We start from the raw sequence: 24285 nt of genomic DNA, 5'->3' as shown, positions 1-24285 counted from the left end.
TCCCCCACATGGCACGCGCGAGCAATCTGGTGATCGGAACGGCGACGCTGGCGGTGATCGCCGTGGCGTTCGGCGGCCTGCTCGGCGTGCAGAAATGGCGCACCATCCAGAGCCGCAGCCAGTTGCGCGTGGTATTCGAGGGCGGGTCCGCCAGCGGACTGCGTCGCGGCGGGCCGGTCAATTTCGACGGCGTCCCGGCGGGCCAGATCCTGTCGATCAAGCTGGACAATCCCCGCAGGATCGTGGCGCTGGTGATGCTCGACAACACCGCGCCGATCCGCAAGGACACCGTGGCGGGCATCGAGTTCCAGGGCCTCACCGGCGTTGCCGCGATCTCGCTGATCGGGGGCGCACCCTCGGCGCCACCGGTGCCGCTGGACTCGGACGGCGTCCCCGTGCTGACCGCCGATCTCAGCGACGCCGAATCCATCGTCGACACCCTGCACAGCGTCGACCGCACGATCGTCAGCAACGCCCCCGCGATCAAGGAGGGCCTGCGCACGTTCGAAGACTACACCGCTGACCTCCGCAGCAAGGGAGGCGAGATCGATTCCGTCATGGCCAAGGTCGACAGCGCCTTCGCGGGCTTCGACAAGGCGGTCACGAAGATCGAGGGCGTCGTGCCCGGGTTCGTCGGCGGCAAGGCCGACGAGCTGTACGAGAAGATCAAGGGACTGCACGAGCTTGCCGATACCATGAAGAAGAAGTCGACGGGCTATCTCGAAGACATCCGTCGCTCGCTGCTCGACGTCAGCGAAGCCGCCAACAAGATGAGTGGGACGCCAGTAGCACCCACCGCCGCCCCGCGCCCACCGCGAAAGCCCGAGCAGAAGAAGCGGTGACCCTCTCCCCGATCCTCCTCAAGGGAGGTGACACACCTCACCACGCGTAGCGCACGACGCCCTTGCCGGCGGTGGAGCGCGTGACGTTCGAGAACTCCCCCTCGAAGGTCGCCGACGCAGACCAGCCATTCATCCAGTTCATCTGCACTGATGCCGTGGTCAGAGCAGAATCGCGCGCCAGAGCTGCGCCGTTCACGACGAAAGCCGATCCCGGCAACGTCTGGAACACCGCTGCGGCGGTACGGTCCGGATTGTAATCATGCGCCCAGGCGAGGCGGCCGCGCAGGGTCACCAGGCCGCCGGCCGCGGCAAACGACCGGTCCGCGCGCAGGCCGAGTTCGGTGCGGGTGCTGGTCACGTCCTTGGCGGCATAGTTGAGCGCGAAGACGTTGCTGCCCACCACGGCCGACTCGGCATAGGAGGGAAGGCTGAACAGAGTGGCCTGAAGTGCTGCATAGGGCGTGACGCCGGCCCACTGCATGGCATAGCGATAACCGCCCTCGATGCGGCCCGAGAGGGCGTTGGTGTTGAACCGCGCGCGCAACTGGTCGTAACCAGCAGCCGTCACGACGCGGTTGGTCGTGACGTCCTGCCAGCCATAGGCGAGCGCCGCCGTGATGTAGGCCGGTCCGGCCGTATGACGCACGAAGGCGCCGGCCTGGAACAGATCTGAGCGACCCCAACCGAGTCCGTTGACGTTGAATCCAGTCCCGCCGCCTGCGAAGGCGAAGCCTGCAACTGTCGACGGCGAGAAGCGGTAATCGAGGCCCACGGCAGTGCCATAGACGCTGCTGGTCGTGTTGTTCGAGCCGAGGCCGGCATTGCCGTCGGTGGTCTGCGAGCCGCCGTAGCCGGCCGCCCACACGTCCCAGCGCTGCTCGAACGTCGCGATCGGTGCCTTGCGGTAGATCGAGGCAAAGGCGTCGCGCGCGTTCTTGTCATGAGCGCCCCTGCTGGTCGCAGCATAGGCATTCGCGCTCGTGTCGTCGGCATAAGGCATCGCACCCGACGCGCCGCTGCGCCCCGAACCGAACACGTCGGTTAACAGGCTCATGAACAGGTTCATCGCATTGAACGTCGTCTGCTGCGATCCCGTCCCCGGCTCGCCGGAGGCCTGCGTCAGGCCCTGCGGCGTGAGATCGGCGAGCGCGACAGGCAGACTGCCGGTGGTGTTAAAGATGCGCGTCAGGACGTTGGCGACGTTCTGCTGATTGATATTGAGGCCGCCGCCATAGCCCAATGCGAGGTCGAGGAAGACGTTGTTGGGATCGTAGCTGAGCGTCGCATGCAGGTTCGGCGACAGACCCGTGACAACCGGATTGAAGGTGTCGGGCAACGTGTTCGCGGTCAGGATCGTGTAATGCTTTGCGATCGTACCGATCGGAACGACCGCGACGGTCGCGCCACTGAGCGTGGAGGTCCCGGTCACGACCGCGATGCCGTTGTTCGCCCCCGACACCTGCACCATGTAAGTTGACCCGCCGGTGAAGCTGAGATCGCCATTGACGTTGAGCGTGCCGGTCGGAAGCCCTGGCGCCAGAGTGCCGCCATTGACGTTGATGGTGTTGACGTTGCCAACGCCGCCGAAGGTGCCGCCCGTGGCGACGCTGACATTGCCGTTGATGGCGCCGGCCAGCAGAAGCGTGCCGCCGAGCACGTTCCAGTCCTGATTGCCGGTACCGGTCACCGTCCAGGTCGAGTTGTCGACCTTGTTGAAGGTCGAAAAACCGTCGTACTGGAGGCCGATGCCGATCAGGTCGAGATTGAAAATATCCTTGCCGGTGCCGCCGAGCTGGAACGTGTCGGTTCCGGACGCGAGCACCTGACCGTTGATCACGCTGCCAGGTCCGAGGGTGAGCGTGTTGTTGCCGCAGCCGCAGAAGTCGATTGCAACGGCGCCGGATGCACTGGCGTCGATGGTGCCGGAGTTGAAGACGCTGCCGCTGTTACTCACGATGATGCCGGTGCCGTTGGCGCCGACAGTGATGCTGCCGGTGTTGACGATCTGGTTGGTCGTCGAGGACGCGCTGGCGTCCACGCCGACACCAAACGCGCCGACAGTGATCGTGCCGCTGTTGGTGACGATGTTGGAATCGCCGAACACGATGATGCCTTCGACACCATCGGCACCCGCGATGCGCCCAGTGTTTGTGATCGTGGAGGACGAGCCGTCATAGGCGATACCGGCCCCGCCCAGGCCTACATTGATCGTGCCGCTTTGGCTGATCGTGGCCCGGTCGCCCTGCATCGAAATGCCGGCCGATCCGCTTCCGCCCACGTTGATCGTGCCGCCATTGGTGACTTTCGAGTCGTGGCCCTGCACGGCAATGCCGACAGCAAAGTCGCCGGCTGTGATCGTGCCAAGATTGCTGGCGGTCTGGAAGTCACCTAGCAGGAAGATTCCGGCAGCGTTTTCTCCCACCGTGATCGTGCCGGTGGCGGCGTTGGTGACCGTGTTGTTGTCGCTGAACGCCAGAATGCCACCGGAGAATCCGGCGGAATCACCGACTGTGATCGCACCTGCATTGGTTACGGTCACGCTGCCTAACGCGAAGATGCCGCTGGCACCGTCGCCTCCTGTGATCGTGCCCGTCGCGGTGTTGGCGATCGTGTTGTTCTGGCCGGCGAAGACGCCTACGCCCGAGGCGCCGACTAACAGCGCGCCGCTGTTGGTGACGGTATTGTTGTCGCTGATCGCGATCGCGGCTCCACTGTCGCCCGTCGTGATCGTTCCGGCATTGGAGATGACGTTCTGACTGATCGCCTGGATGCCGAGGCCGTTGCCGAGCACCGTGATGGTGCTGTTGTTGACGACGGTGTTGGAATTTCCAACGGCAATGCCGGTGAGGCCCGAACCTGCCGACACGGTCCCGTTGTTGGTGACGCTGTTGGAATCGTTGACACCGATCGAGACGGCGCCATTGTCGTTCACGATCGCGCCGGGCAGCACGTTCAAATTGAGGCTATCGACACCCGCTCCGGCCTGAAAGCCGTCAGTGTCGGTGCCCGTACACGTGACAGTCTGGCCACTCGTGGCTGGATCGGGCGTACAGGCCGCATCGGCCGGCGACGCGTGCAGGGTGAGCCCTAAAAGGAGCGAGGCCGTGCTGACGGACAATGCGGCCACGCGCCGCCGATCCCGCCACGTCGATAGCCCCTCGCCCCTCACGTCGCGCTCCCCCAAGCCAGTTCCAAGGGGAACTTAGGCCATGAGAGGGTTCCGTAGAACTACGGCTCGGCCGAAATGCGCCCGTTTGACCAGCAACCAGGGCAGAATCCGGCGGTTATGTTGCAACCGTGCCACGGTTTCCAGGGCCGAATTCCCATTCCGCGCATCAAGAGGATCGCTAGAAGCTCAATAATTGGAAGGAGCCGAGCCATTCGGGATGCCGTCGATCGGGCACTCCTCAGTTCCCGGCGTCGAGCGGGTCATAGCCTCGACCATGTCGCGAGTGCCTTCGGGATCGGCGATCCAGTTCTTGTAGAAATCATACGGGCAGGCCGCGACGCCGCGCGGGCTCTCGCCGGAATTGATCATGCCGGTGTAGCCGCGGTGGACCAGCTTGTAGAGATGGTTCTGCGACTGGCCGTTGCGGCGCGCATCGCGGATCAGGTGCTTCGACAGCTGCGCGTATTGGATGCCATAATCCTCCTCGCCGCACTCACCGAGCGTGCGGCCGTCGAATCCGATAATCGCGGAGTGACCGAAATAGGAATAGACGCCATCGAAACCGGCGGCATTGGCGACCGCGACATAGACGTTGTTGGCCCACGCCATGGCCTTGGAGATCAGGACCTGCTGCTCCTTGGCCGGGTACATGTAACCCTGGCAGCGCACGATCAGCTCGGCGCCCTTCATTGCGCAGTCACGCCAGATCTCCGGAAAATTGCCGTCGTCGCAAATGATCAGGCTGACCTTCATGCCCTTCGGGCCGTCGGAGACATAGGTGCAATTGCCGGGATACCAGCCCTCGATCGGCACCCACGGCATGATCTTGCGGTACTTCTGGACGATCTCGCCCTTGTCGTTCATCAGGATCAGGGTGTTGTAGGGCGCCTTGTGAGGGTGCTCCTCATGGCGCTCGCCGGTCAGCGAGAACACGCCCCACACCTTCGCCTTGCGACAGGCCTCGGCGAAAATGGCAGTCTCTTCACCGGGCACTGAGCATGCCGTCTCGTACATCTCCTTGGAGTCGTACATGATGCCCTGGGTGGAATATTCGGGGAAGATCACCAGATCCATGCCGGGCAGTCCGGCCTTCATGCCCACCAGCATGTCGGCGATCTTGCGGGCGTTGTCGAGCACCTCGGCCTTGGTATGCAGGCGGGGCATCTTGTAGTTGACGACCGCGACGCCGACCGTGTCGTTGCTGCTGGAAATGTCGCCGTGAAGCATTTTGAGCGCTCCTGTCTTTTGTTTGTTTGAGGTTTTCGCGCGCGTTAGTGGCTGATCATCCAGGGCCGCGCGGTGGGGAAGCCCTTGGCCCCGCTCCTGGACTTGGTCATCAGCCGGGCGGGCTTCTTCCTGTCAGTGGAGTTCTTGTCCTTCACCGTCTTGCCCGTGGAGCAGCAGCCACAGCCCGGACCGTGCGAGGCCTTGTATTGCGCCAGCGTCTGCGGCGCGTGCGAGCTGCGCTCGTTGACGGCGTGCGCCTTGCGCTTGTCCGCCGGCATACAGAAGAAATTCGGTGCGGTCAGGATCACCCGCGGCGCCATGGTCTCGCAATGCGGGCAGCTTTGCGGATCGTCGCATTCTGCCATCGGGCGCAAGTCCTTGAAGGGACCGCAGTCGTCGCAGAGATATTCATAGACCGGCATCGCATCATCCCCACGCTATTGCCTTTTGATCACTCCTCGCTGCGGATGCGGGGCGGCAAAGACGCGCCGTCCCGCATCCCGTCGCGCAGGGACTATTTGTCTGGCGAGATCGGCATCTGGATATCGCCGGTGATATGCTTGATCGGTCCTGCCGCCGACGGCATCACGTCGAAGTCGAAGATCTCCGTCGGCAGCCACAGCGTGGCGCAGGCGTTGGGCACGTCGACCACACCGGAGATGTGGCCCTGGCACGGCGCGGTGCCGAGGATCGAATAGGCCTGCGCGCCCGAATAGCCGAACTTCTTCAGATACTCGATGGCATTGAGGCAGGCCTGCCGATAGGCGATGTGGACGTCGAGATAGTGCTGCTTGCCGGCCTCGTCGACCGAGATGCCTTCGAAGATGAGATAGTCCTTGTAATTCGGCGTGATCGGCGACGGCTTGAAGATCGGATTCTTGATGCCGTATTTGGCCATGCCGTCCTTGATCACCTCGACCTTCAGATGCAGCCAGCCGGCCATCTCGATCGCGCCGCAGAAGGTGATCTCGCCGTCGCCCTGGCTGAAGTGCAGGTCGCCCATCGACAGACCCGCGCCCGGCACATAGACCGGGAAATAGATCTTCGAGCCGCGCGAGAGATCCTTGATGTCGCAATTGCCGCCATGCTCGCGCGGCGGAACGGTGCGCGCACCTTCGGCGCCGATCTTAGCCTTGACGTCACCCTTGGCGCGGCCGCCATGCGCGGTCGGCGCGAACGGCGGATTGGCCAAACCAGGCACGCGCGTCGGGTTGGTCGAGATCAGCTCGGCCTCGCGCTTGTTCCAGGTCTCCAGCATCTTGGGATCGGGCAGACAGCCGATCAGGCCGGGATGGATCAGGCCGGCGAAGTTCACGCCGGGCACGTGGCGCGACGAAGTGTAGAGGCCCTTGATGTCCCAAATCGACTTCTGCGCCAGCGGGAAATGGTCCGTGAGGAAGCCGCCGCCGTTCTGCTTCGAGAAGAAGCCATTGAAGCCCCACAGGCTCTCTTTCATCGGGCCGACGTCGAGCAGATCGACCACCAGGAGATCACCGGGCTCGGCGCCCTTGACGCCGATCGGGCCGGACAGGAAGTGTACGATCGACAGGTCGATGTCGCGCACGTCATCGGCGGAATCGTTGTTCTTGATGAAGCCGCCGGTCCAGTCATAGGTCTCGATGATGAAATCGTCGCCGGGATTGACCCACGCCACGATCGGGATGTCGGGGTGCCAGCGGTTGTGCACCATGTCATTATCGTAAGCCGACTTGGTGAGATCGACCTTGATCAGTGTCTCTGGCATGGAGATGCTCCCCTTTTACACGGTTGGTTAGACGGACAGATATTTCGAGACCTGCGCGGCATCGACGGCGTCGCGCGGATCGTCACGCACGATCTCGCCGTTCTCGATCACCAGCACGCGGTCGGCGATATCGAGCGCGAAGCTCAGGACCTGCTCGGACACAACAATCGAGAGCCCCTTCTCGTCGCGGATGCGCTTCAGGGTGCGCGCCATTTCCTTGATAATGGAAGGCTGGATGCCTTCGGTCGGCTCGTCCAGCAGCAAGACCTTGGGTTTGGTTGCGAGCGCACGGGCGATGGCGAGCTGCTGCTGCTGACCACCGGAGAGATTGCCGCCGCGACGGCCTTTCATCTCGAGCAGGACCGGGAACAATTCGTAGATGTCGCCGGGCACCTCGGACCCGCCGGATACGACGAGCCCGGTCTCGATGTTCTCCTTCACCGTCATGGTGGAGAAGATCATGCGCCCCTGCGGCACGTAGGCGAGGCCCTTGGCGACGCGCTCAAAACTCTTGAGGCTGCCGAGCTCGGCACCGTCCATGGATACCGAGCCGCTCTTCGCGGGCAAAATGCCCATCAGCGACTTCATCAGCGTGGTCTTGCCCATGCCGTTGCGGCCCATGATCGCCACGATCTCGTTGGGCGCGACCTTGACATTGAGCCCGTGCAGCACCTCGCTCTGGCCGTAGGCGACGTGGAGATCTGAGATTGCCAGCATCGATGCGCTCCTAGGCTCGGTGTGTCTTCTTCCTTCTCCCCTTGTGGGAAAAGGTGGCGCGGACGAAGTCCGCGACGGATGAGGGGTATGCATCAGCGGATACGGGAGGCAGCTTGATGCGCGGACAGATACCCCTCACCCGGATCGCTTGCGCGATCCGACCTCTCCCACAAGGGGAGAGGTGCACCGTCAATGCCGACGCGGACTGGCTGACTTTCACCATCTCAATGCCCCAAGTACACTTCGACGACCTTGGGGTCGTTCTTCACCTTCTCCATGGTCCCCTCCGAGAGGATCTGGCCCTGATGCAGCACGGTGACCTTGTGGGCGATGTCCTCAACGAACTTCATGTCGTGCTCGATCACCAGCACCGAGCGATTCTTGATGATGCGGTTGAGCAGCTCGGCGGTCTTGGCACGCTCGGAGATGCTCATGCCGGCGACGGGCTCGTCGAGCATGAGGAGGTCCGGATCCTGGATCAGCAGCATGCCGATCTCGAGCCACTGCTTCTGGCCATGGCTGAGCTCGTCGGCGTAGGTGTTGAGCTTGTCCTTGAGGAAGATCATCTCGGCGACCTCCGCAACCCGCTCCTTCACGAGCTGGTCGCGCTGAAAGGTCAGCGAGCCGAACACGGTGCGCCCGCGCGGAAACGAGATCTCGAGATTTTCGAAGACGGTGAGGTCCTCGAACATCGACGGCGTCTGGAATTTGCGTCCGACGCCGGTCTGCACGATCTCGTTCTCCTTCATCTTCGTGAGCTCTTTGCCACGAAACTGAATCGATCCCGAGGTCGCCTTGGTCTTGCCGCAGATCAAATCGAGCACCGTGGTCTTGCCGGCGCCGTTGGGGCCGATGATGACCCGGATTTCGTTCTCCTCGACATAGAAGGAGAGATCGTTGACCGCCTTGAACCCGTCGAACGAGACGGTCAGGCCGGAAACGGCGAGCAGGAATTCCTTGGGCTGATGTCCCACGAGCATGATGATCTCCTCACTCAGCCGGCGCGCCGTCGGCGACCGAATTGCCGTTCCAGTCCGACTTCGCCTTGCGTGCGAACAGCCGATCGATGCGCGGCTGCACGTAGTCAGCCCAGAGCCCGGACAGACCGTTCGGGAAGGCGAGCACGACCGCGATGAACAGCGCGCCGAGGCCGAACAGCCAGAGTTGCGGGAAGGATTCCGACAGGCTGGTCTTGGCGAAATTCACCAGGAGGGCGCCCCATATCGCGCCGAAGATCGACATCCGTCCGCCGACCGCGGTGTAGATCACCATCTCGATCGACGGCACGATGCCGACAAAGGACGGCGACATGAAACCGACATTGAGCGCGAACATGGCGCCGCCGATCGCGGCGAAGACCGCGGCCATGCAGAAGGCGAAGATCTTGAAGTTGGCGACGCTGTAGCCGGAGAAGCGGACGCGATCCTCCTGTTCGCGCATCGCCACCAGAATGCGGCCGAGCTTGGTCAGGCGGATGAATTGCGCGATGCCGATGCAGGCGAACAGCAGCACCACCTCGACGAAGTACAGGATGACCTTGGCGTGGTCGGGCCGGATGTCCCAACCCCTGAGCGTACGCAAATCGGTCATGCCGTTGATGCCGCCGGTATAGCCCTGTTGACCGACGATCAGGATGGTGAGGATGGCGGCGACAGCCTGGGTGATGATCGCGAAATAGGTGCCGCCGACCCGACGCTTGAACATCGCGGTGCCGATGATCAGGGCGAAGACGCCCGGGACCAGGATAATGGCCAGGATCGTGAATGTGAGGCTGTGAAACGGCTGCCAGAACAGCGGCAGCGACGTGATCTGATTCCAGTCCATGAAGTCAGGGATGCCTGGTGTCGACTGGATCTTGGTGTTCTCGACGCTCGAAGCCTCGAGCTTGAGGAACATCGCCATGCAATAGCCGCCGAGGCCGAAGAACACGCCCTGTCCCAGGCTCAGGATGCCGCCATAGCCCCAGCACAGCACGAGACCGAGCGCGACAAAAGCGTAGGTCAGATATTTCGCGACCAGATTGAGGCGGAACACGTCCAGCGTCAGCGGCAGGATCACGAACAGCACGGCGGCCAGAGCAATGAAGCCCATGAGCTCGGATCGATTGAAGAAGCGTGAATTGATCATGACTTGCCTGCTTCCCGCTATTTACGAACCTTGAGGGCGAACAGACCCTGCGGCCGCAGCATCAGGATGCCGACAACGGCGAGCAGCGTGAGGACCTTGGCCATCGAGCCCGACATGAAGAACTCGAGGGTGGATTGCGTCTGCGAGATCGAGAAGGCCGAGGCGATGGTGCCGAGCAGGCTCGCGGCGCCGCCGAACACGACCACCAGGAACGTATCGACGATGTAGAGCTGCCCGGAGGTCGGCCCGGTGGAACCGATCATGGTGAAGGCGCTGCCGGCGATTCCGGCGATGCCGCACCCGAGCCCGAACGTGTAGCGGTCGACCTTCTCCGTGTTGATGCCGACCGCGCCGGCCATGATGCGGTTCTGCACGACCGCGCGCACCTGGCGGCCCCAACGCGATTTGTACATCACGTAGGCGACCGAGATGGTGATCAGAACGGTGAGACACATCACGAAGACGCCGTTGATCGGCACTTCGATGCTCTCAGTGACGTGCAGCGAGCCCAGCATCCATTGCGGCAGCTCGACGCCGACTTCGCGTGCACCGAACACGGAGCGATAAGCCTGCTGCAGCATCAGGCTGAGGCCCCAGGTGGCGAGCAGCGTATCGAGCGGACGCTTATAGAGGTGCCGTATCAGCGCCCATTCCACCAGCATGCCCAGCGCGCCGGATGCGACAAAGGCCAGGATCATCGCGAGAAAGAAATATCCGCTGAACAGGCTGGGCAAATAAGCCTGAAAGAAATTCGAAGTCATCCAGGTGACGTAGGCCCCGAGGATCATGAACTCGCCATGGGCCATGTTGATGACGCCCATCTGGCCGAAGATGATGGCAAGCCCGAGCGCCATCAGGACATAGACCGAGAACAGGATCAGTCCGGCAAACCCCTGCATGACGAAAATGGAGCCGAGATCACCAAGCGAGTAGTCGCCGAACATCGATGTCCTCCGTCAGGGAAAGGGTCCCGCGTCGCGAGCAGGTTCGCGACGCGGGGGTCTTGGGCGTGGATTTGCGGTCCACGCCAGGGAGCGGCTTGGTTTTCAGGTCAACTGCGGCAATCGCCGCGACTTACTGGTAGCCCTTGGGGAACGGATCCGGCTCGACGAGATCGGCGGTCTCGTAGATCAGTTCGAACTGACCATCGAGCTTGGCGCGCCCCACCCGGGTCTTCGACCAGAGGTGATGGTTCTCGTGGATGCGCACATAGCCTTCCGGCGCTCCCTTGAACTCGACGCCGGGCGATGCCGCCGCGATCTTGTCGACGTCGAAGGAGCCGGCCTTCTCCACCGTCAATTTCCACAGCCACGGGCCGAGATAGGCAGCCTGGGTGACGTCTCCGATCACCGTCTTCTCGCCCCACATCTTCTTGAATGCCGACGAGAAGGCCTTGTTGTTCGCATTGTCGAGCGACTGGAAGTACTTCATGCAGGCATAGGCGCCCGCGATGTTCTCGCCGCCGATGCCGTCGATCTCGTCTTCGGTCACCGAGATCGTCAGCAGCGCCTGCTTGGAGAGGTCGATGCCGGCGGCCTTGAGCTGCTTGTAGAACGCGACGTTCGATCCGCCGACGACGTCTGTGAAGATCACGTCGGGCTTGGTCAGCTTGATCTTGTTGATGACCGAGTTGAACTGGGTGCTGCCGAGCGCGTAGTATTCCTCGCCGACGACCTTGCCCTTCAGCACGTTCTCGACATGCTTGCGCGCGATCTTGTTCGAGGTGCGCGGCCAGATGTAGTCGGAGCCGATGAAGAAGAAGGTTTTGGCGCCCTTCTCCTTGGCGATCCAGTTCAGGCCGGCCAGAATCTGCTGGGTCGCTTCCTGGCCGGTGTAGATGACGTTCTTGGACTGCTCGAGGCCTTCGTAGAAGGTCGGGTAGTAGAGCATGCCGTTATACTGCTCCATGACCGGCAGCACGGCCTTGCGGGAGGCCGAGGTCCAGCAGCCCATGATCGCCGCGACCTTGTCGTTGACCAGCAGCTTCTTGGCCTTTTCGGCGAAGGTCGGCCAGTCGGAGGCGCCGTCTTCCTGAATGAACTTGATCTTGCGCCCGAGCACGCCGCCGGCGGCGTTGATCTGCTCGATGGCGAGCTTTTCGGCCTCGATCGAGCCGGTCTCGGAGATCGCCATGGTGCCGGTCGCCGAGTGCAGGATACCGACCGTCACCTCGGTGTCGGTGACCGCAAGGCCGGTGGTGTTGACCGCCGAGGTCGCCGGGGCCTGCGCGAATGACGCCCGCGGCAGCATGGTGATAACAGGCACGGCGGCCATTCCCATCAATAGTTTGCGCCGGAGCGGCGACAACAGGCCCTTGTTTTCTTCATCCGACATGAGCACCCCACTTTTGTTCGAGAACACGCAATTGGCGCGATGAGGATGGCTCGAATTTATGCAGCGTAAGCATACGCAAGATCGCGTATACTGCACCGCAAAATGCCGACGTAGGCTTTTGGTACGGAATTTGCGAGGGCTCGGGGTCCGTATCGGGAGTGGGGTAAAGAGTGGCAGGGCGGCAGCGAATAGACCGCGTCAGGCGCCAGTACAACCAATGGGTTGCCAACCAGACGCTGGAAGACTACGCGCTGCGCTTTACGGCGAAGAGCGCACGCCGCTGGTCCGCCGCCCGGGTCGCCAACACGGCGCTGGGCGCGATCTCATTCCTGGCGATGGAGGCGATCGGCGGCACCATCACCCTGAATTATGGCGTGACCAACGCGACCGCCGCCATCCTGGTGGTCTCGACCATCATCTTCTGCTGTGGCGTGCCGATCGCCTATTATGCCGCCAAATGCGGCATCGACATCGACCTGCTGACGCGGGGCGCCGGCTTCGGCTACATCGGCTCCACCGTCACCTCGCTGATCTACGCGTCCTTCACCTTCATCTTCTTTGCGATCGAAGCCGTGATCCTCGCGTCCGCGCTCGAGATGTGCTTCGGGATTCCGCGGCCGATCGGTTATCTCATCAGCGCCGTCGTCATCATCCCATTGGTGGCCTACGGCATCACGCTGATCAGCCGCTTCCAATTGTGGACGCAGCCGCTCTGGATCGTGCTCCACATCATTCCGTTCGCAGCGATCGCCTGGCACAACCCGCACTCCTTTACGGAGTGGCGCAAGTTCTCGGGCGAGCACGGCGATCTCAACGGGCATTTCGACCTGCTGCTGTTCGGAGTCGCGGCCTCGGTGGTGTTTTCGCTGGTGGCGCAGATCGGCGAGCAGGTCGACTTCCTGCGCTTCCTGCCGCGCGACCGCCGCGCCTCCAGGGCCTCCTGGTGGATGGCGCTGATGAGCGCGGGACCGGGCTGGATCGTGCTCGGCGCGCTGAAACTTCTGGCCGGCTCGTTCCTCGCCTTCTTCGCGCTCAGCCACGGGGTGCCGCCCGAGGAGGCCGCCGAGCCAGCGCATATGTATCTCGAAGCGTTCCGCTATGTGCTATCGCAGCCTGACCTCGCGCTGGCCTTGACCGGCACGTTCGTGATCCTGTCGCAGGTGAAGATCAACGTCACCAACGCCTATGCCGGCTCGATCGCCTGGTCGAACTTCTTCTCGCGCCTGACCCACAGCCATCCCGGCCGTGTCGTCTGGCTGGTCTTCAACGTCATCGTGGCGCTGCTGTTGATGGAGATCGGTGTCTACAAGGCCCTGGAGCAGACGCTGGCGCTCTATTCGAACGTCGCGATCGCCTGGGTCGGCGCGCTGGTCGCCGATCTGATCGTCAACAAGCCGCTCGGATTGCGGCCACAGCAGATCGAATTCAAGCGCGCGCATCTCTACGACGTCAATCCGGTCGGCGTCGGCGCGATGACAATCGCGACCATCATCTCCATCAGCGCGTTTTACGGCCTGTTCGGACCTGTCGCGAAGGCCCTGTCAGCGTTCATAGCGCTCGCGGTTGCCTTCCTCATCGCACCGTTGATTGCCTGGGCCACAGGCGGCAAGTACTACATCGCGCGCAAGCCGAAGCGAAGCTGGCAGAACATGGCGGCGATCCAGTGCTGCATCTGCGAGCACGCGTTCGAGCCGGAGGACATGGCCTCCTGCCCCGCTTACGCCGGGCCGATTTGCTCCTTGTGCTGTTCGCTCGACGCCCGCTGCCACGATCTCTGCAAGCCGCACGCGCGGATCCAGGCGCAGGTATCGGAGACGCTGGGCAAGTTGATGCCACAGCCGATCTACGCGCGGATCAACTCGCAACTCGGCCATTACGTCGGCGTGTTCGTGATCTCCGCCGGCCTCGTCGCGCTTGTGCTGGGTCTGATCTATTTGCAGACCTCGGCGAGCGTGCACGGCGAGAACACGCTCGTCTCCGACGTGCTCTGGAAGGTGTTCTTCTCGCTCAGCATCATCATCGGCGTGGTGGCCTGGCTGTTCGTGCTGGCGCAGCAGAGCCGCCGCGCGGCCGAAGCCGAGACGCGGCGACAAACCACGCTGCTGATCCAGGAGATCGACGCCCACAAGCGCACCGACGCCGAGCTCCAGCGTGCCAAGGAGGTTGCCGAATCGGCAAACCTCGCCAAGAGCCGCTACGTGGTGGGCCTGAGCCACGAGCTGCGCTCGCCGCTGAATGCGATCAGCGGCTATGCGCAACTGCTCGAGCAGGACGCGACACTGAGCACCAAGCCGCGCGACCAGGTCCGCGTCGTCCGCCGCAGCGCCGACCACCTCTCCGGCCTGATCGACGGCATTCTGGACATCTCCAAGATCGAGGCGGGGCGGCTGTATCTGTCGCGCGATGAGGTGCGCCTCAGCGAATTTCTCGACCAGCTCGTCGGCATGTTCCGGCTTCAGGCCGCCGCCAAGGGCATCGACTTCGTGTTCCGGCGGCCTCCGCATTTGCCGGTCGTGGTCTATGCCGATGAGAAGCGGCTGCGTCAGGTGCTGATCAATTTGCTCTCGAACGCCATCAAGTTCACCCAGACCGGCAGCGTGCAGTTCGTGGTGCACTATCGCAGTCCCGTCGCCGAGTTCGAGGTGATCGATACCGGTCCGGGCATCCAGAGCGACGATCTCGAGCGCATTTTCGCGCCCTTCGAGCGCGGTGCGCTCGGTGTCTCGCAGCCGCAGACCGGCACCGGGCTCGGCCTGACCATCAGCCGCCTACTCGCCGGCGTGATGGGCGGCGATATCAAGGTCTTGAGCAAGGTCGGCTCCGGCAGCACGTTCAAGGTCAAGATCCTGCTGTCGGAGGTGACCAATCCCCAGCGCATCGCGCCGGTGGAGGCCCCGGTCTCCGGCTATCACGGCGCGCGCAAGACCATCCTCATCACCGACGACGATCCCGTTCACCGCGACCTGCTGCGCGAGGTGCTGACCCCGCTCGGCTTCATCCTGCTCAGCGCCCCCGACGGGCCCGGCTGCCTCGCGCTGGCGCAACATTGCCGGCCCGATCTGTTCCTGCTCGATATCTCGATGCCCGCCATGGATGGCTGGGCCGTCGCGGAGGCCTTGCGCGCGAGCGGCCATCACCAGGCGCGCATCCTGATGGTCTCGGCGAGCGCGTTGGAGGCTCACGGCACCCCGCTGGCGCAGCCTTTCCATGACGGCTATCTGATGAAGCCGATCGACATCCCGCGGCTGCTGGAGACGATCCGCCAGCTCCTCAAGATCGAGTGGCAATATGGTTCGGACGAAATCGCGGTGCCATTCTGGCGACCGGAGAGCGGATCGAGGCCGCCGGTGCGACACATCGAGGCGCTGATCGGGCTCGGCCAAATCGGCTACGTCAAGGGCATCCAGTTGAAGCTGGACGAGATCGGCAACGAGCATCCGGAGCATGCCGACTTCGTCGCGCAAATGCGGTCGCTAGTCGACCGCTTCGATCTCGACCAGTACATGAACACATTGAAGACATTGCATGCGCATGAGCATTGAGTCGAAGAAGCGCGACGTCGCGCTCGTTGTGGATGACTCTCCCGAAACGCTTCGGCTGCTGACCGACGCGCTCGACGGCGCCGGCATGACGGTGATGGTGGCGCTCGACGGCGCGGCGGCGATGCGCATCATCGACCAAATTACGCCCGACATCGTCCTGCTTGACGCCGTGATGCCCGGCATCGACGGCTTCGAGACCTGCCGTCGTCTCAAGCGCGATGCGGATCTTGCCAATGTGCCCGTGATCTTCATGACGGGCCTTGCCGAAACCGAGCATATCGTTCGCGGGCTCGAGGCCGGCGGCGTCGACTACGTGACAAAACCCATCGTGATCGAGGAGATGCTGGCGCGCATCCGCGTCCATCTCGGCAATGCCCGGCTGACACAGAGTGCGCGCGCAGCGCTCGACGTCTCCGGCCGCTTCCTGTTCGCGGTCAACCGCCAAGGCAACGTGCTATGGGCGACGCCGCAGGCGCAGAAGCTGATGTCCGACCATCAGGGCGCACAGGCCGACGACTTCGTCCTGTCGCCGTCACTGCTGCAATGGCTGGAGCAGGCCAAGGCCAAGGGCAGCGCGAAATCTCCTGCGGCCTCCCTGCCCGAGAATCCGCAACTGCGGCTCTATTACATGGGCGAAACGGCGCCGAACGAGTTTCTGCTGCGGCTCTCCCGGGAGTCCGGCACCGCACTACCCCCCGAATTCACCAGCGAGCTCGGCCTCACCACCCGTGAAGGCGAGGTGTTGGCCTGGCTCAGCAAGGGCAAGACCAACCGCGACATCGCGCAGATCCTGGGTTTGAGCCCGCGCACGGTCGACAAGCATCTGGAGCAGATCTACGCCAAGCTCGGGGTGGAGAACCGGACGGCAGCCGCGGCAATTGCGACGAATGCAACGAGACGGAATTCGTGAGCTATTGCAGGTAGGGGCACGCCACTAACCTTGCAAACAGTGTCGTCCCGGACAAGCGCAGCGCGGATCCGGGACCCATAACACAGGGAGAAGTTTAGCGAAGACTCGGAGTTAACAGCGCGCCTGATAACCACTCCCTGTGGTATGGATCCCGGGTTCGCTTCGCGCCCCCGGGACGACAGCGGAGGATGTGGTGATCGGTCGCCCCGCACCTCACACGAACCTCACCCACGAACGCCCTCACCCATACACAAACGCCTTGTCGTCCAGGTCCGTCTTCGGGATCTCGTCCTTCTCGGTCCAGTAGTCCTGGCTGTGCTGCCATTCCGGCTTGTCGCCGCGCTTGGGCAACAGGTCCATGTTGCGCATCATGTAGCCGGGGTTGAAGTTTTCCGGATCGATCCAGGGCAGGATCGGCATGTTGTGGTCCTCAGCGCGCAAGCTCACCTCGACCTTCTTCGCGCCCTTGCTCTTCATATGCCCGAGCAGCCGGCAGACGAAATCGGCGACGAGATCGACGCGCAGCGTCCAGCTGGCGCGGAAATAACCGAACACCCAGACCATGTTCGGCACGCCCGTGAACATCATGCCGCGATAAGTAACGGTGTCGCCGAAGGCGAGCGGCTTGCCGTCGATCTCGAAGGCGATGTCGCCGAGGGCCGCGAGGTTGAAGCCGGTCGCGGTGACGATGATATCGGCTTCCAGCAGCTTTCCGGATTTGAGCTGGATGCCGTTCTCGACGAAGCACTCGATCTCGTCGGTGACGACGGAGGCCTTGCCGCTGGCGATGCCGTTGAACAGATCGGCGTCCGGCACAAAGGCGATGCGCTGGCGCCACGGCCGGTAGCTCGGCGTGAAATGCGTCTCGACGTCGTAGTCGGGACCGAGGACCGCGCTGATCTGGCCGATCAGCTCCTTCTTGACCTGCTCAGGCTTGGACACGCAGAGTTTGGTGAACGCATCCTGCTCGAACAGGATCTTGCGGCGGACGATCTCGTGGATCCATTTCTCGTCGACCTGGAGCCGGCGCAGCTCCTCCGCGATTTCGATGGCGTTGCGGCCGAGACGGAAAAAGGTCGGCGAACGCTGCAGCATCGTGACGTGCGCACACTTGTCGGCAATATTCGGCACCAGCGTCGCGGCGGTCGCGCCCGAGCCGATCACGACGACCTTCTTGTCCGTAAGGTCGATATCGTCAGGCCAGGTCTGGGGATGGACGATGCGGCCCTTGAAGCGGTCCGTGCCCTTCCATTCCGGCGTGTAACCTTCCGAATGGCGATAATAGCCCTGGCACATCCAGAGAAAGTTTGCGGTGAAGGTCCTGGGCTCGCCGGTGTCGGTCGTCACCGCCTCGATGGTCCAGAGATTTTGCTCGCTCGACCAGCTCGCCGAATTGATCTTGTGCTTGTAGCGGATGTGCTTTGCGAGGCCGTTATCCTCGATGACTTCGTTCATATAGGAGAGAATCTCCTCGGCGGTCGCGATCGGCGGGCCGACCCAGGGCTTGAAGCTGTAGCCGAAGGTATGGAGATCGCTGTCGGAGCGAATGCCGGGATAGCGATGTGTGCTCCAGGTGCCGCCGAACGTTTCCTGCGTCTCCAGGATGACGTAGCTGGTGCCCGGCAACTGCTTTTCGATGTGATAGGCGCTGCCGATGCCGGAGATGCCGGCGCCGACGATCAGCACGTCGAAATGTTCGGAAGCTTGCTTGGTAGCGGTGTGACCGCGAACAGCGACATTCATTGTTGCTTCTATGCCTTGCTTGTTCTTATGGCCGCCCTTGACGGACGGCGCGTTTCCTCCGCGGCCGGCATGATCACCCGCCGCGCTTCCGCTTCAAAATGACATAGATCAAGCCGCGGTCAAATCACAGCGCCGCACCCCAGCTCCGCGCAGTCTGCAAGATCCAGTCACGGTAGAGCGTGAGCGGCGTGACGCCGGTCAACCCGCCGCAACCGGCCGCACCGTTCGGCCCCGTGGACCAGCTGATGAGGCCGACCAGCACGGCGCCGTTCGGCTTGTCCTCGAACACAGGGCCACCGGAATCACCGGTGCAAGCGCCAATTCCGTCGCGAACACCGCTGGTTACGGGATCGACCAGCCGGATCTGGAGCGTTCCGGGCTGGCCGGTGGTGACGAGGCCCGCGACGCGCGTGGTGCCGCCGCTCTTGCCGTCGCCGCGAACGGTGACGCCGATGCCGGCGATCGTGAAGCGGTCGCCGACCCGAATCGGAATTTGCGGCATGCCGATTGGCACCGTGGATTTTCCCTTAAGTGGAATTTCCAGTTGCAGCAAAGCCACGTCGGCGGTGGCGCGGTGCGACTGCATCGCCTGCATGTTGAAGTTCGGATGGATCGCGACCGTGCGGACGTTCAGCAATTGTGGCGCACCGTCGGCGCCGCGATCGACGATCTTGTAGTCAGCGCCGGGCTGCACGCAGTGGGCGACCGTCAGGACCACGCGCGGCGCAATCAAGCTGCCGGTGCAGAAATTGCCGCGCGAGCCGACGATGGTGACGACGGCGCGCGCCACACCATCGGCCTGCGGCGTGCCGCCGCCGACGATGGCCTGCGCGGGCGTGGCGAACAGCAGCGTAGCCGTGGCGAATGTCGCGATCGTCTTCATGGGGAACATATCTCGGCCGTCGGTTCGGTGAGCGCCTGAATTTGCTTCGGACTGGCCCTTGCCGATAGCGCATGCTAGCCCTCTTGGAAAGGAATTGACGAGGGCAGGACATTGGCGATCGAGGCGGTGATCTTTGATTTTGGCGGCGTGCTGACGAGTTCGCCGTTCGAGGCCTTCGCGCGGTTTGAGACGGAGCGCGGGCTGCCGACCGACATCATCCGGCGAACCAACGCCGCCAACCATCTGGAAAACGCCTGGGCCAAGTTCGAGCGGGCGGAGGTCGATATCGAAACGTTCGATCATCTGTTCGCCGAGGAGTCTCGCGCGCTCGGTGCCGAGGTGCGCGGGCGCGACGTGGTATCGTTGCTGCAGGGCGATCTGCGCCCCGAGATGGTCGAGGCATTGAAGCGCATCAAGACGAAATTCAAGACCGGTTGCATCACCAATAATTTGCCGGCCAACGCGATCGGCAGCATGACCGGACGCTCCCTTTATATCGCCGAAGTCATGGTGCTGTTTGACCACGTCATCGAATCCGCCAAGATCGGCCTGCGCAAGCCCGACCCGCGCATCTATCAGATGATGGTGGAGACGCTGAAGGTCGATCCCAAGACGTGCGTCTATCTCGACGACCTCGGCGTCAACCTCAAGCCCGCGCGCGAAATGGGCATGACCACGATCAAGGTGACGAGCGGCGCGCAGGCGATCGGGGAGCTCGAGAAGGCGACGGGGTTGAAGCTGAGGTAGGCAACTCATCCTTGCGATGCGCGAAGCCGTAGGGTGGGTAAAGCGAAGCGTGCCCACCACAAGCATATGGTGGGCACGGCGCTTCCGCGCCTTTGCCCACCCTACAAGACTAGTTAAGCCGTCATTGCGAGAAGCGTAGCGACGAAGCAATCCAGAGTCTTTCCGCGGAGGGACTCTGGATTGCTTCGCTGCGCTCGCAATGACGGCCGTGGCGGGATTTCCCCCAACCAAATCTACTCCGCGGCTGCGATCCGCTCCGGGAATGCCGCCGCGAGCGCAGCACGATCCGGCTTCAGCACACCGCGCTCGGTGATGAGGCCGGTCACGAGCCGCGCCGGCGTGACGTCGAAGGCATAATTCGCGACCGGCGATCCCTCGGGCACGATCCGCACCGTCTCCAGCCGTCCATCCGCCGTGCGGCCGGTCATGTCGGTCACCTCCACGCCGCTGCGCTGCTCGATCGGGATGTCGCGGATGCCGTCATGGACGGCGAAATCGATCGTCGGTGAGGGCAGCGCGACGTAGAACGGCACGCCGTTGTCATGCGCGGCGAGCGCCTTCAGGTAGGTGCCGATCTTGTTGCAGACGTCGCCATTGGCGGCGACGCGGTCGGTGCCGACGATGGCGAGATCGACCATGCCGTGCTGCATCAGATGCCCGCCGGTGTTGTCGGGGATCACCGTGTGTGGCACGCCGTGATGGCCGAGCTCCCAGGCGGTGAGCGAGGCACCCTGGTTGCGCGGACGGGTCTCGTCGACCCAGACATGGATCCTGATGCCGCGCTCATGCGCCAGATAGATCGGTGCCGTCGCCGTGCCCCAGTCGACGGTGGCGAGCCAGCCGGCGTTGCAATGGGTCAGGACATTGACCGTCTCGCCCGGCTTCTTCGCCGCCATCGCCTCGATCAGCTTCAGACCGTTGCCGGCAATGCCGCGGTTGATCTCGACATCCTGCTCGACGATCTCGTCGGCGCGCGCGTAGGCTGCCTCGGCCCTTTCAACCGGATCGATCGGCGCAAGCGTCGCGCGCATCTCGTCCAGGGCCCATTTCAGATTGATCGCCGTCGGCCGCGCCACGACCAGCGTCTCATAGGCGCGCTTCAGGCCAGCATCGGAGGCATCCTCGCGCATTGCGAGCGCCATGCCGTAGGCCGCGGTGGCGCCGATCAGCGGCGCGCCGCGCACCAGCATGTCGCGAATGGCAACAGCTGCGTCTTCGCAAGAGGTCAGCTTCGCAACGACGAACTCGTGGGGCAACCGGCGCTGGTCGATCGCGCCGATCGACCAGCCGTCGCCTTCGCGCCAGATGCTGCGGAAATGCTTGCCGTCGACCTTCATGGCATTCTGCCTTTTCGTCCTTCTTGCGCCTCAACCGCGCAGGATGCGCCCGGCCACCGCATCGAGCTTCTTCAGAAGCTCGGGATCGCGTGCCTCGGGCGCCGTGATCAGCGCGGTATCGAGCGCACGGTCGGAGCCGATCGGGCACGGCTCGTGCTCGCGCGGGAAATCCTTCGCCAGCCGCGCCACCAGCGCCTTCGCCTTGTCGGCATTTGAAGTCAGCACACGGATGATGTCCTGTACGGTGACGGCATCGTGGTCTGGATGCCAGCAGTCGAAATCCGTCACCATTGCCACGGTGGCGTAACAGATCTCCGCCTCACGCGCGAGCTTGGCCTCCGGCATGTTGGTCATGCCGATCACCGAATAGCCCAGCGTCTTGTAGGTCATGCTCTCCGCGTATGTCGAAAATTGCGGCCCTTCCATGCAGACATAGGTACCGGTACGCCCGATCGCGATACCCTCGGCCTCGGCCGCTGCAGCAAGATGGATGCGCAGCCGCGGCGAGACCGGATGCGCCATCGACACATGCGCGACGCAGCCCCGGCCGAAGAACGAGCTCTCACGCTTGTGGGTGCGGTCGACGAACTGATCGACGAGAACGAACGTGCCGGGCGGCAGTTCCTCTTTGAAGGAGCCGCAGGCCGACAGCGAGATCAGGTCGGTGACGCCCGCCCGCTTCAGCACGTCGATATTGGCGCGATAGTTGATGTCGGAGGGCGAGAGACGGTGGCCCTTGTCGTGCCGCGGCAGGAACACGATCGGCAGGCCGGCGATAGTGCCGCGCCTTAAGGGAGCCGACGGCTCGCCCCAGGGGCTCTCGATCACCTCCTCGCGCGCACCCTCGAGGCCAGGCAGGTCATAGATGCCCGAGCCGCCGATGATGCCCAATACCGCCTGCGTCATGCCTGCTCCACCCTGTTCGCCACGTAGGACATGGTTAAGCTATGCCAGCTTTGGGGCGGTTTTGGAACGGGGGATCGGCGTCATTACGAGGAGCGCAGCGACGAAGCAATCCAGACCGCCGCCTCAGAGGCAGTCTGGATTGCTTCGCTTCGCTCGCAATGACGGAGGAGAGAGCCGGCTTACGCCGCGTTCGCCAGTCGCAGCTGGGTTGCCACCATCCGCTCCAGCGTCTCGACGGACTGGAAATTCTCCGGCGTGATGTCGGATTGCGGGATAGTGAAGTCGAACTCGGCTTCGACGCCGAGCATCAGATTGACCATGTCCATCGAGGTCAGGCCGGCATCGACGAGCTTGGCGGACGGCGTGATGTCGGCGATGAGCGAATTCTGTTCGAGGATGCCCTTCACCAGCTTGATGATGCGATTGCGCAATTCGGTATCAAAGGCTTGCATCGGCAAATTCCCGTCTGTCTGTCAAAGGTCGGACCGGCTTCCGGCTACGATGGGCACGGGCGCGCCGGTCCCGCAATGGGCGGCACTCATACTTCGCGTTTCTTAGTAAACGATGACTCAGATTGTTTGGAATTCGGGCTTCTTCCAGATTCCTAACGCGATGTCCGAAAATCGGGAGATGCAAACAACCGGACCTTAACTGTTCGTTCGGAATTGGACTTTGTTTACCCTCTATTTCATCGACGAATTTGAATTAAATCCGTAGCCTCGTGTCACAAGCAAAGATGGCCGGAGGATTGCTTACGCGCATCGCGAATGATGCCGGCGATCTCGAACGGCAAACCGGAGGCGGACGAGTATGAACGTGCGTGAAGCAGTCCTCACTGTCGACGAAACGCAGACGAGCTTCCTGGAGCAAGGTCCCTCCCTGATCGAGCGCGCCGCCCGGACCGCCGCAGCTGCCGCGGCCGACGCCGATGGGGTCGATCGCGATGCCCGTTTCCCGCACAAGGCTTTCGAGGTCGCGCGCGAGCAAAAATTGCTCGGCGTCATGATCCCGGTGGAATTCGGCGGCTTCGGTGCCTCCATCTACGACGTCACCGACATCTGCTACACGCTCGGACGCGCCTGCGCCTCGACCGCGATGATCTACGCGATGCACCAGACCAAGGTTGCGTGCGTCGTCAGGCACGGCCATGGCATCCCCTGGATGGAAACCATGATGCGCCGGGTCGCCCGCGACCAGTGGCTGCTCGCCTCCTCCACCACCGAAGGCCAGAACGGCGGCAACATCCGCGCCAGCGCCGCGGCCGTCGACCACGCCGGCGACACGGTTTCGCTGGTGCGCGACGCCACCGTGATCTCCTACGGCGCGGAAGCCGATGGCCTCGTTACCATCGCCCGCCGCGCCACCGAGGCCGCTGCCTCCGATCAGGTGCTGCTGGCGCTCGCCAAGGACGATTATTCGCTGAAGCGAACACTGGGCTGGGAAACGCTCGGCATGCGCGGCACCTGCTCGACCGGTTTCGAGCTGAAGGTCGATTGCCCCGCCGATCGCGTCTTTCCGGAATCCTATGACAAGATCCACGCCCAGACCATGACGCCGTTCGCACATCTGTGCTGGTCGTCGGCCTGGGCCGGCATCGCCGCCGCAGCCGTGACCCGCGCACAGGCTTTCATCCGCAAGGCGGCGCGCAGCTCCGGCGGCCAGATGCCGCCGGCCGCCGCGCACTTCACTGCCGCAAAGATGTCGCTGGCCAAGCTGCGCGCGCTATTATCGGCCAACATCGACGCCTTTGCCCACGCCGAGCATGACGAGCGCGCGCTCGCCTCGCTCGACTTTCAGTCCTCGATCACGCTTCTGAAGGTGCAGGCTTCCGAGCTCGCAGTCGAAACCGTGATGCATGCGATGCGCACGGCCGGCCTCTCCGGCTACCGCAACGACGGCGAGTTCACCATGGGCCGGCACCTCCGCGACGTATTGTCGTCCCCGATCATGATCAACAACGACCGCATTCTGGCCAATGCCGCGACATCAACGCTGATGAGCGGCGTGCCAAGCAGCCTTCGCGACTAAGTGTTTGACGACCGAACCAACAAGAACAA

At 63.1% G+C, this 24285-nt stretch carries 19 protein-coding genes; 5 read left to right on the top strand and 14 right to left on the bottom strand.

Annotated elements, in window-relative coordinates; all coding sequences use genetic code 11:
* The first annotated feature begins 8 nt into the window (after positions 1 to 8).
* On the top strand, positions 9 to 842 hold the full coding sequence (locus IVB26_RS01595; protein ID WP_247970315.1) for an MlaD family protein: 834 nt from the start codon (positions 9 to 11) through the stop codon (positions 840 to 842).
* A 37-nt stretch (positions 843 to 879) separates the two neighbouring features.
* Here the strand turns inward: IVB26_RS01595 and IVB26_RS01590 are convergent, their stop codons facing one another.
* From IVB26_RS01590 to urtA, 9 genes are all read right to left on the bottom strand, one after another.
* On the bottom strand, positions 880 to 3969 hold the full coding sequence (locus tag IVB26_RS01590) for an autotransporter outer membrane beta-barrel domain-containing protein (protein WP_247970314.1): 3090 nt from the start codon (positions 3967 to 3969) through the stop codon (positions 880 to 882).
* 228 nt (positions 3970 to 4197) lie between these two features.
* Complete coding sequence (locus IVB26_RS01585; RefSeq protein ID WP_247970313.1) at positions 4198 to 5238, bottom strand: aliphatic amidase; 1041 nt, start codon at positions 5236 to 5238, stop codon at positions 4198 to 4200.
* 44 nt (positions 5239 to 5282) lie between these two features.
* Positions 5283 to 5660 carry an FmdB family zinc ribbon protein gene (locus tag IVB26_RS01580; protein WP_247970312.1) on the bottom strand — a complete coding sequence of 126 codons (378 nt, stop codon included), beginning with the start codon at positions 5658 to 5660 and terminating at the stop codon, positions 5283 to 5285.
* A 92-nt stretch (positions 5661 to 5752) separates the two neighbouring features.
* Complete coding sequence (fmdA, locus tag IVB26_RS01575) at positions 5753 to 6982, bottom strand: formamidase (protein WP_028155258.1); 1230 nt, start codon at positions 6980 to 6982, stop codon at positions 5753 to 5755.
* Positions 6983 to 7009: 27 nt separating this feature from the next.
* Positions 7010 to 7699 carry an urea ABC transporter ATP-binding subunit UrtE gene (gene urtE, locus IVB26_RS01570; RefSeq protein ID WP_247970311.1) on the bottom strand — a complete coding sequence of 230 codons (690 nt, stop codon included), beginning with the start codon at positions 7697 to 7699 and terminating at the stop codon, positions 7010 to 7012.
* Positions 7700 to 7923: 224 nt separating this feature from the next.
* A complete protein-coding gene (urtD, locus tag IVB26_RS01565) occupies positions 7924 to 8679 on the bottom strand; it encodes an urea ABC transporter ATP-binding protein UrtD (RefSeq protein ID WP_247970310.1) in 756 nt (251 codons plus the stop codon).
* Positions 8680 to 8689: 10 nt separating this feature from the next.
* Complete coding sequence (gene urtC, locus IVB26_RS01560) at positions 8690 to 9826, bottom strand: urea ABC transporter permease subunit UrtC (protein WP_247970309.1); 1137 nt, start codon at positions 9824 to 9826, stop codon at positions 8690 to 8692.
* Between the two features lie 17 nt (positions 9827 to 9843).
* Positions 9844 to 10770, bottom strand: coding sequence for an urea ABC transporter permease subunit UrtB (gene urtB, locus IVB26_RS01555; protein ID WP_247970308.1), 927 nt, complete (start codon positions 10768 to 10770; stop codon positions 9844 to 9846).
* 130 nt (positions 10771 to 10900) lie between these two features.
* The gene (gene urtA / locus IVB26_RS01550) at positions 10901 to 12160 is read right to left on the bottom strand and encodes an urea ABC transporter substrate-binding protein (RefSeq protein WP_246920117.1); all 1260 of its coding nucleotides are present in this window, start codon (positions 12158 to 12160) and stop codon (positions 10901 to 10903) included.
* A 170-nt stretch (positions 12161 to 12330) separates the two neighbouring features.
* Here urtA and IVB26_RS01545 point away from each other — a divergent pair, with 170 nt between their 5' ends.
* Together IVB26_RS01545 and IVB26_RS01540 are read left to right on the top strand one after the other, a co-directional pair.
* On the top strand, positions 12331 to 15702 hold the full coding sequence (locus IVB26_RS01545; protein WP_247970307.1) for a hybrid sensor histidine kinase/response regulator: 3372 nt from the start codon (positions 12331 to 12333) through the stop codon (positions 15700 to 15702).
* Positions 15686 to 16612, top strand: coding sequence for a response regulator (locus IVB26_RS01540; RefSeq protein ID WP_247970306.1), 927 nt, complete (start codon positions 15686 to 15688; stop codon positions 16610 to 16612). The genes IVB26_RS01545 and IVB26_RS01540 overlap by 17 nt, the downstream gene beginning before the upstream one ends.
* Positions 16613 to 16852: 240 nt before the next feature.
* Here the strand turns inward: IVB26_RS01540 and IVB26_RS01535 are convergent, their stop codons facing one another.
* Both IVB26_RS01535 and IVB26_RS01530 read right to left on the bottom strand, forming a co-directional pair.
* Positions 16853 to 18355 carry a flavin-containing monooxygenase gene (locus IVB26_RS01535; RefSeq protein WP_247970305.1) on the bottom strand — a complete coding sequence of 501 codons (1503 nt, stop codon included), beginning with the start codon at positions 18353 to 18355 and terminating at the stop codon, positions 16853 to 16855.
* 124 nt (positions 18356 to 18479) lie between these two features.
* Positions 18480 to 19238 (bottom strand): S1 family peptidase, encoded by a 759-nt coding sequence (locus IVB26_RS01530; RefSeq protein WP_247970304.1) that lies wholly within the window; start codon positions 19236 to 19238, stop codon positions 18480 to 18482.
* A gap of 111 nt (positions 19239 to 19349) precedes the next feature.
* On the opposite strand from IVB26_RS01530, the gene IVB26_RS01525 reads away from it, so the two are divergent.
* Positions 19350 to 19985 carry an HAD-IA family hydrolase gene (locus IVB26_RS01525; RefSeq protein WP_247970303.1) on the top strand — a complete coding sequence of 212 codons (636 nt, stop codon included), beginning with the start codon at positions 19350 to 19352 and terminating at the stop codon, positions 19983 to 19985.
* A gap of 233 nt (positions 19986 to 20218) precedes the next feature.
* On the opposite strand, the gene mtnA is transcribed toward IVB26_RS01525, so the two are convergent.
* The 3 genes from mtnA to IVB26_RS01510 all read right to left on the bottom strand — a co-directional run bounded on the left by mtnA (position 20219) and on the right by IVB26_RS01510 (position 22680).
* Positions 20219 to 21322 (bottom strand): S-methyl-5-thioribose-1-phosphate isomerase, encoded by a 1104-nt coding sequence (mtnA, locus tag IVB26_RS01520; RefSeq protein WP_247970302.1) that lies wholly within the window; start codon positions 21320 to 21322, stop codon positions 20219 to 20221.
* A 30-nt stretch (positions 21323 to 21352) separates the two neighbouring features.
* Positions 21353 to 22228 carry an S-methyl-5'-thioadenosine phosphorylase gene (locus IVB26_RS01515; RefSeq protein ID WP_247970301.1) on the bottom strand — a complete coding sequence of 292 codons (876 nt, stop codon included), beginning with the start codon at positions 22226 to 22228 and terminating at the stop codon, positions 21353 to 21355.
* Positions 22229 to 22407: 179 nt separating this feature from the next.
* Positions 22408 to 22680 carry a phosphopantetheine-binding protein gene (locus tag IVB26_RS01510; protein WP_247970300.1) on the bottom strand — a complete coding sequence of 91 codons (273 nt, stop codon included), beginning with the start codon at positions 22678 to 22680 and terminating at the stop codon, positions 22408 to 22410.
* A 358-nt stretch (positions 22681 to 23038) separates the two neighbouring features.
* On the opposite strand from IVB26_RS01510, the gene IVB26_RS01505 reads away from it, so the two are divergent.
* Complete coding sequence (locus IVB26_RS01505) at positions 23039 to 24256, top strand: acyl-CoA dehydrogenase family protein (protein ID WP_247970299.1); 1218 nt, start codon at positions 23039 to 23041, stop codon at positions 24254 to 24256.
* Positions 24257 to 24285: the final 29 nt, after the last annotated feature.

Source organism: Bradyrhizobium sp. 195, from assembly GCF_023101665.1.
In the GTDB taxonomy this organism is placed as follows: Bacteria; Pseudomonadota; Alphaproteobacteria; order Rhizobiales; family Xanthobacteraceae; genus Bradyrhizobium.
This window is presented reverse-complemented; position numbering and strand designations above follow the sequence as displayed.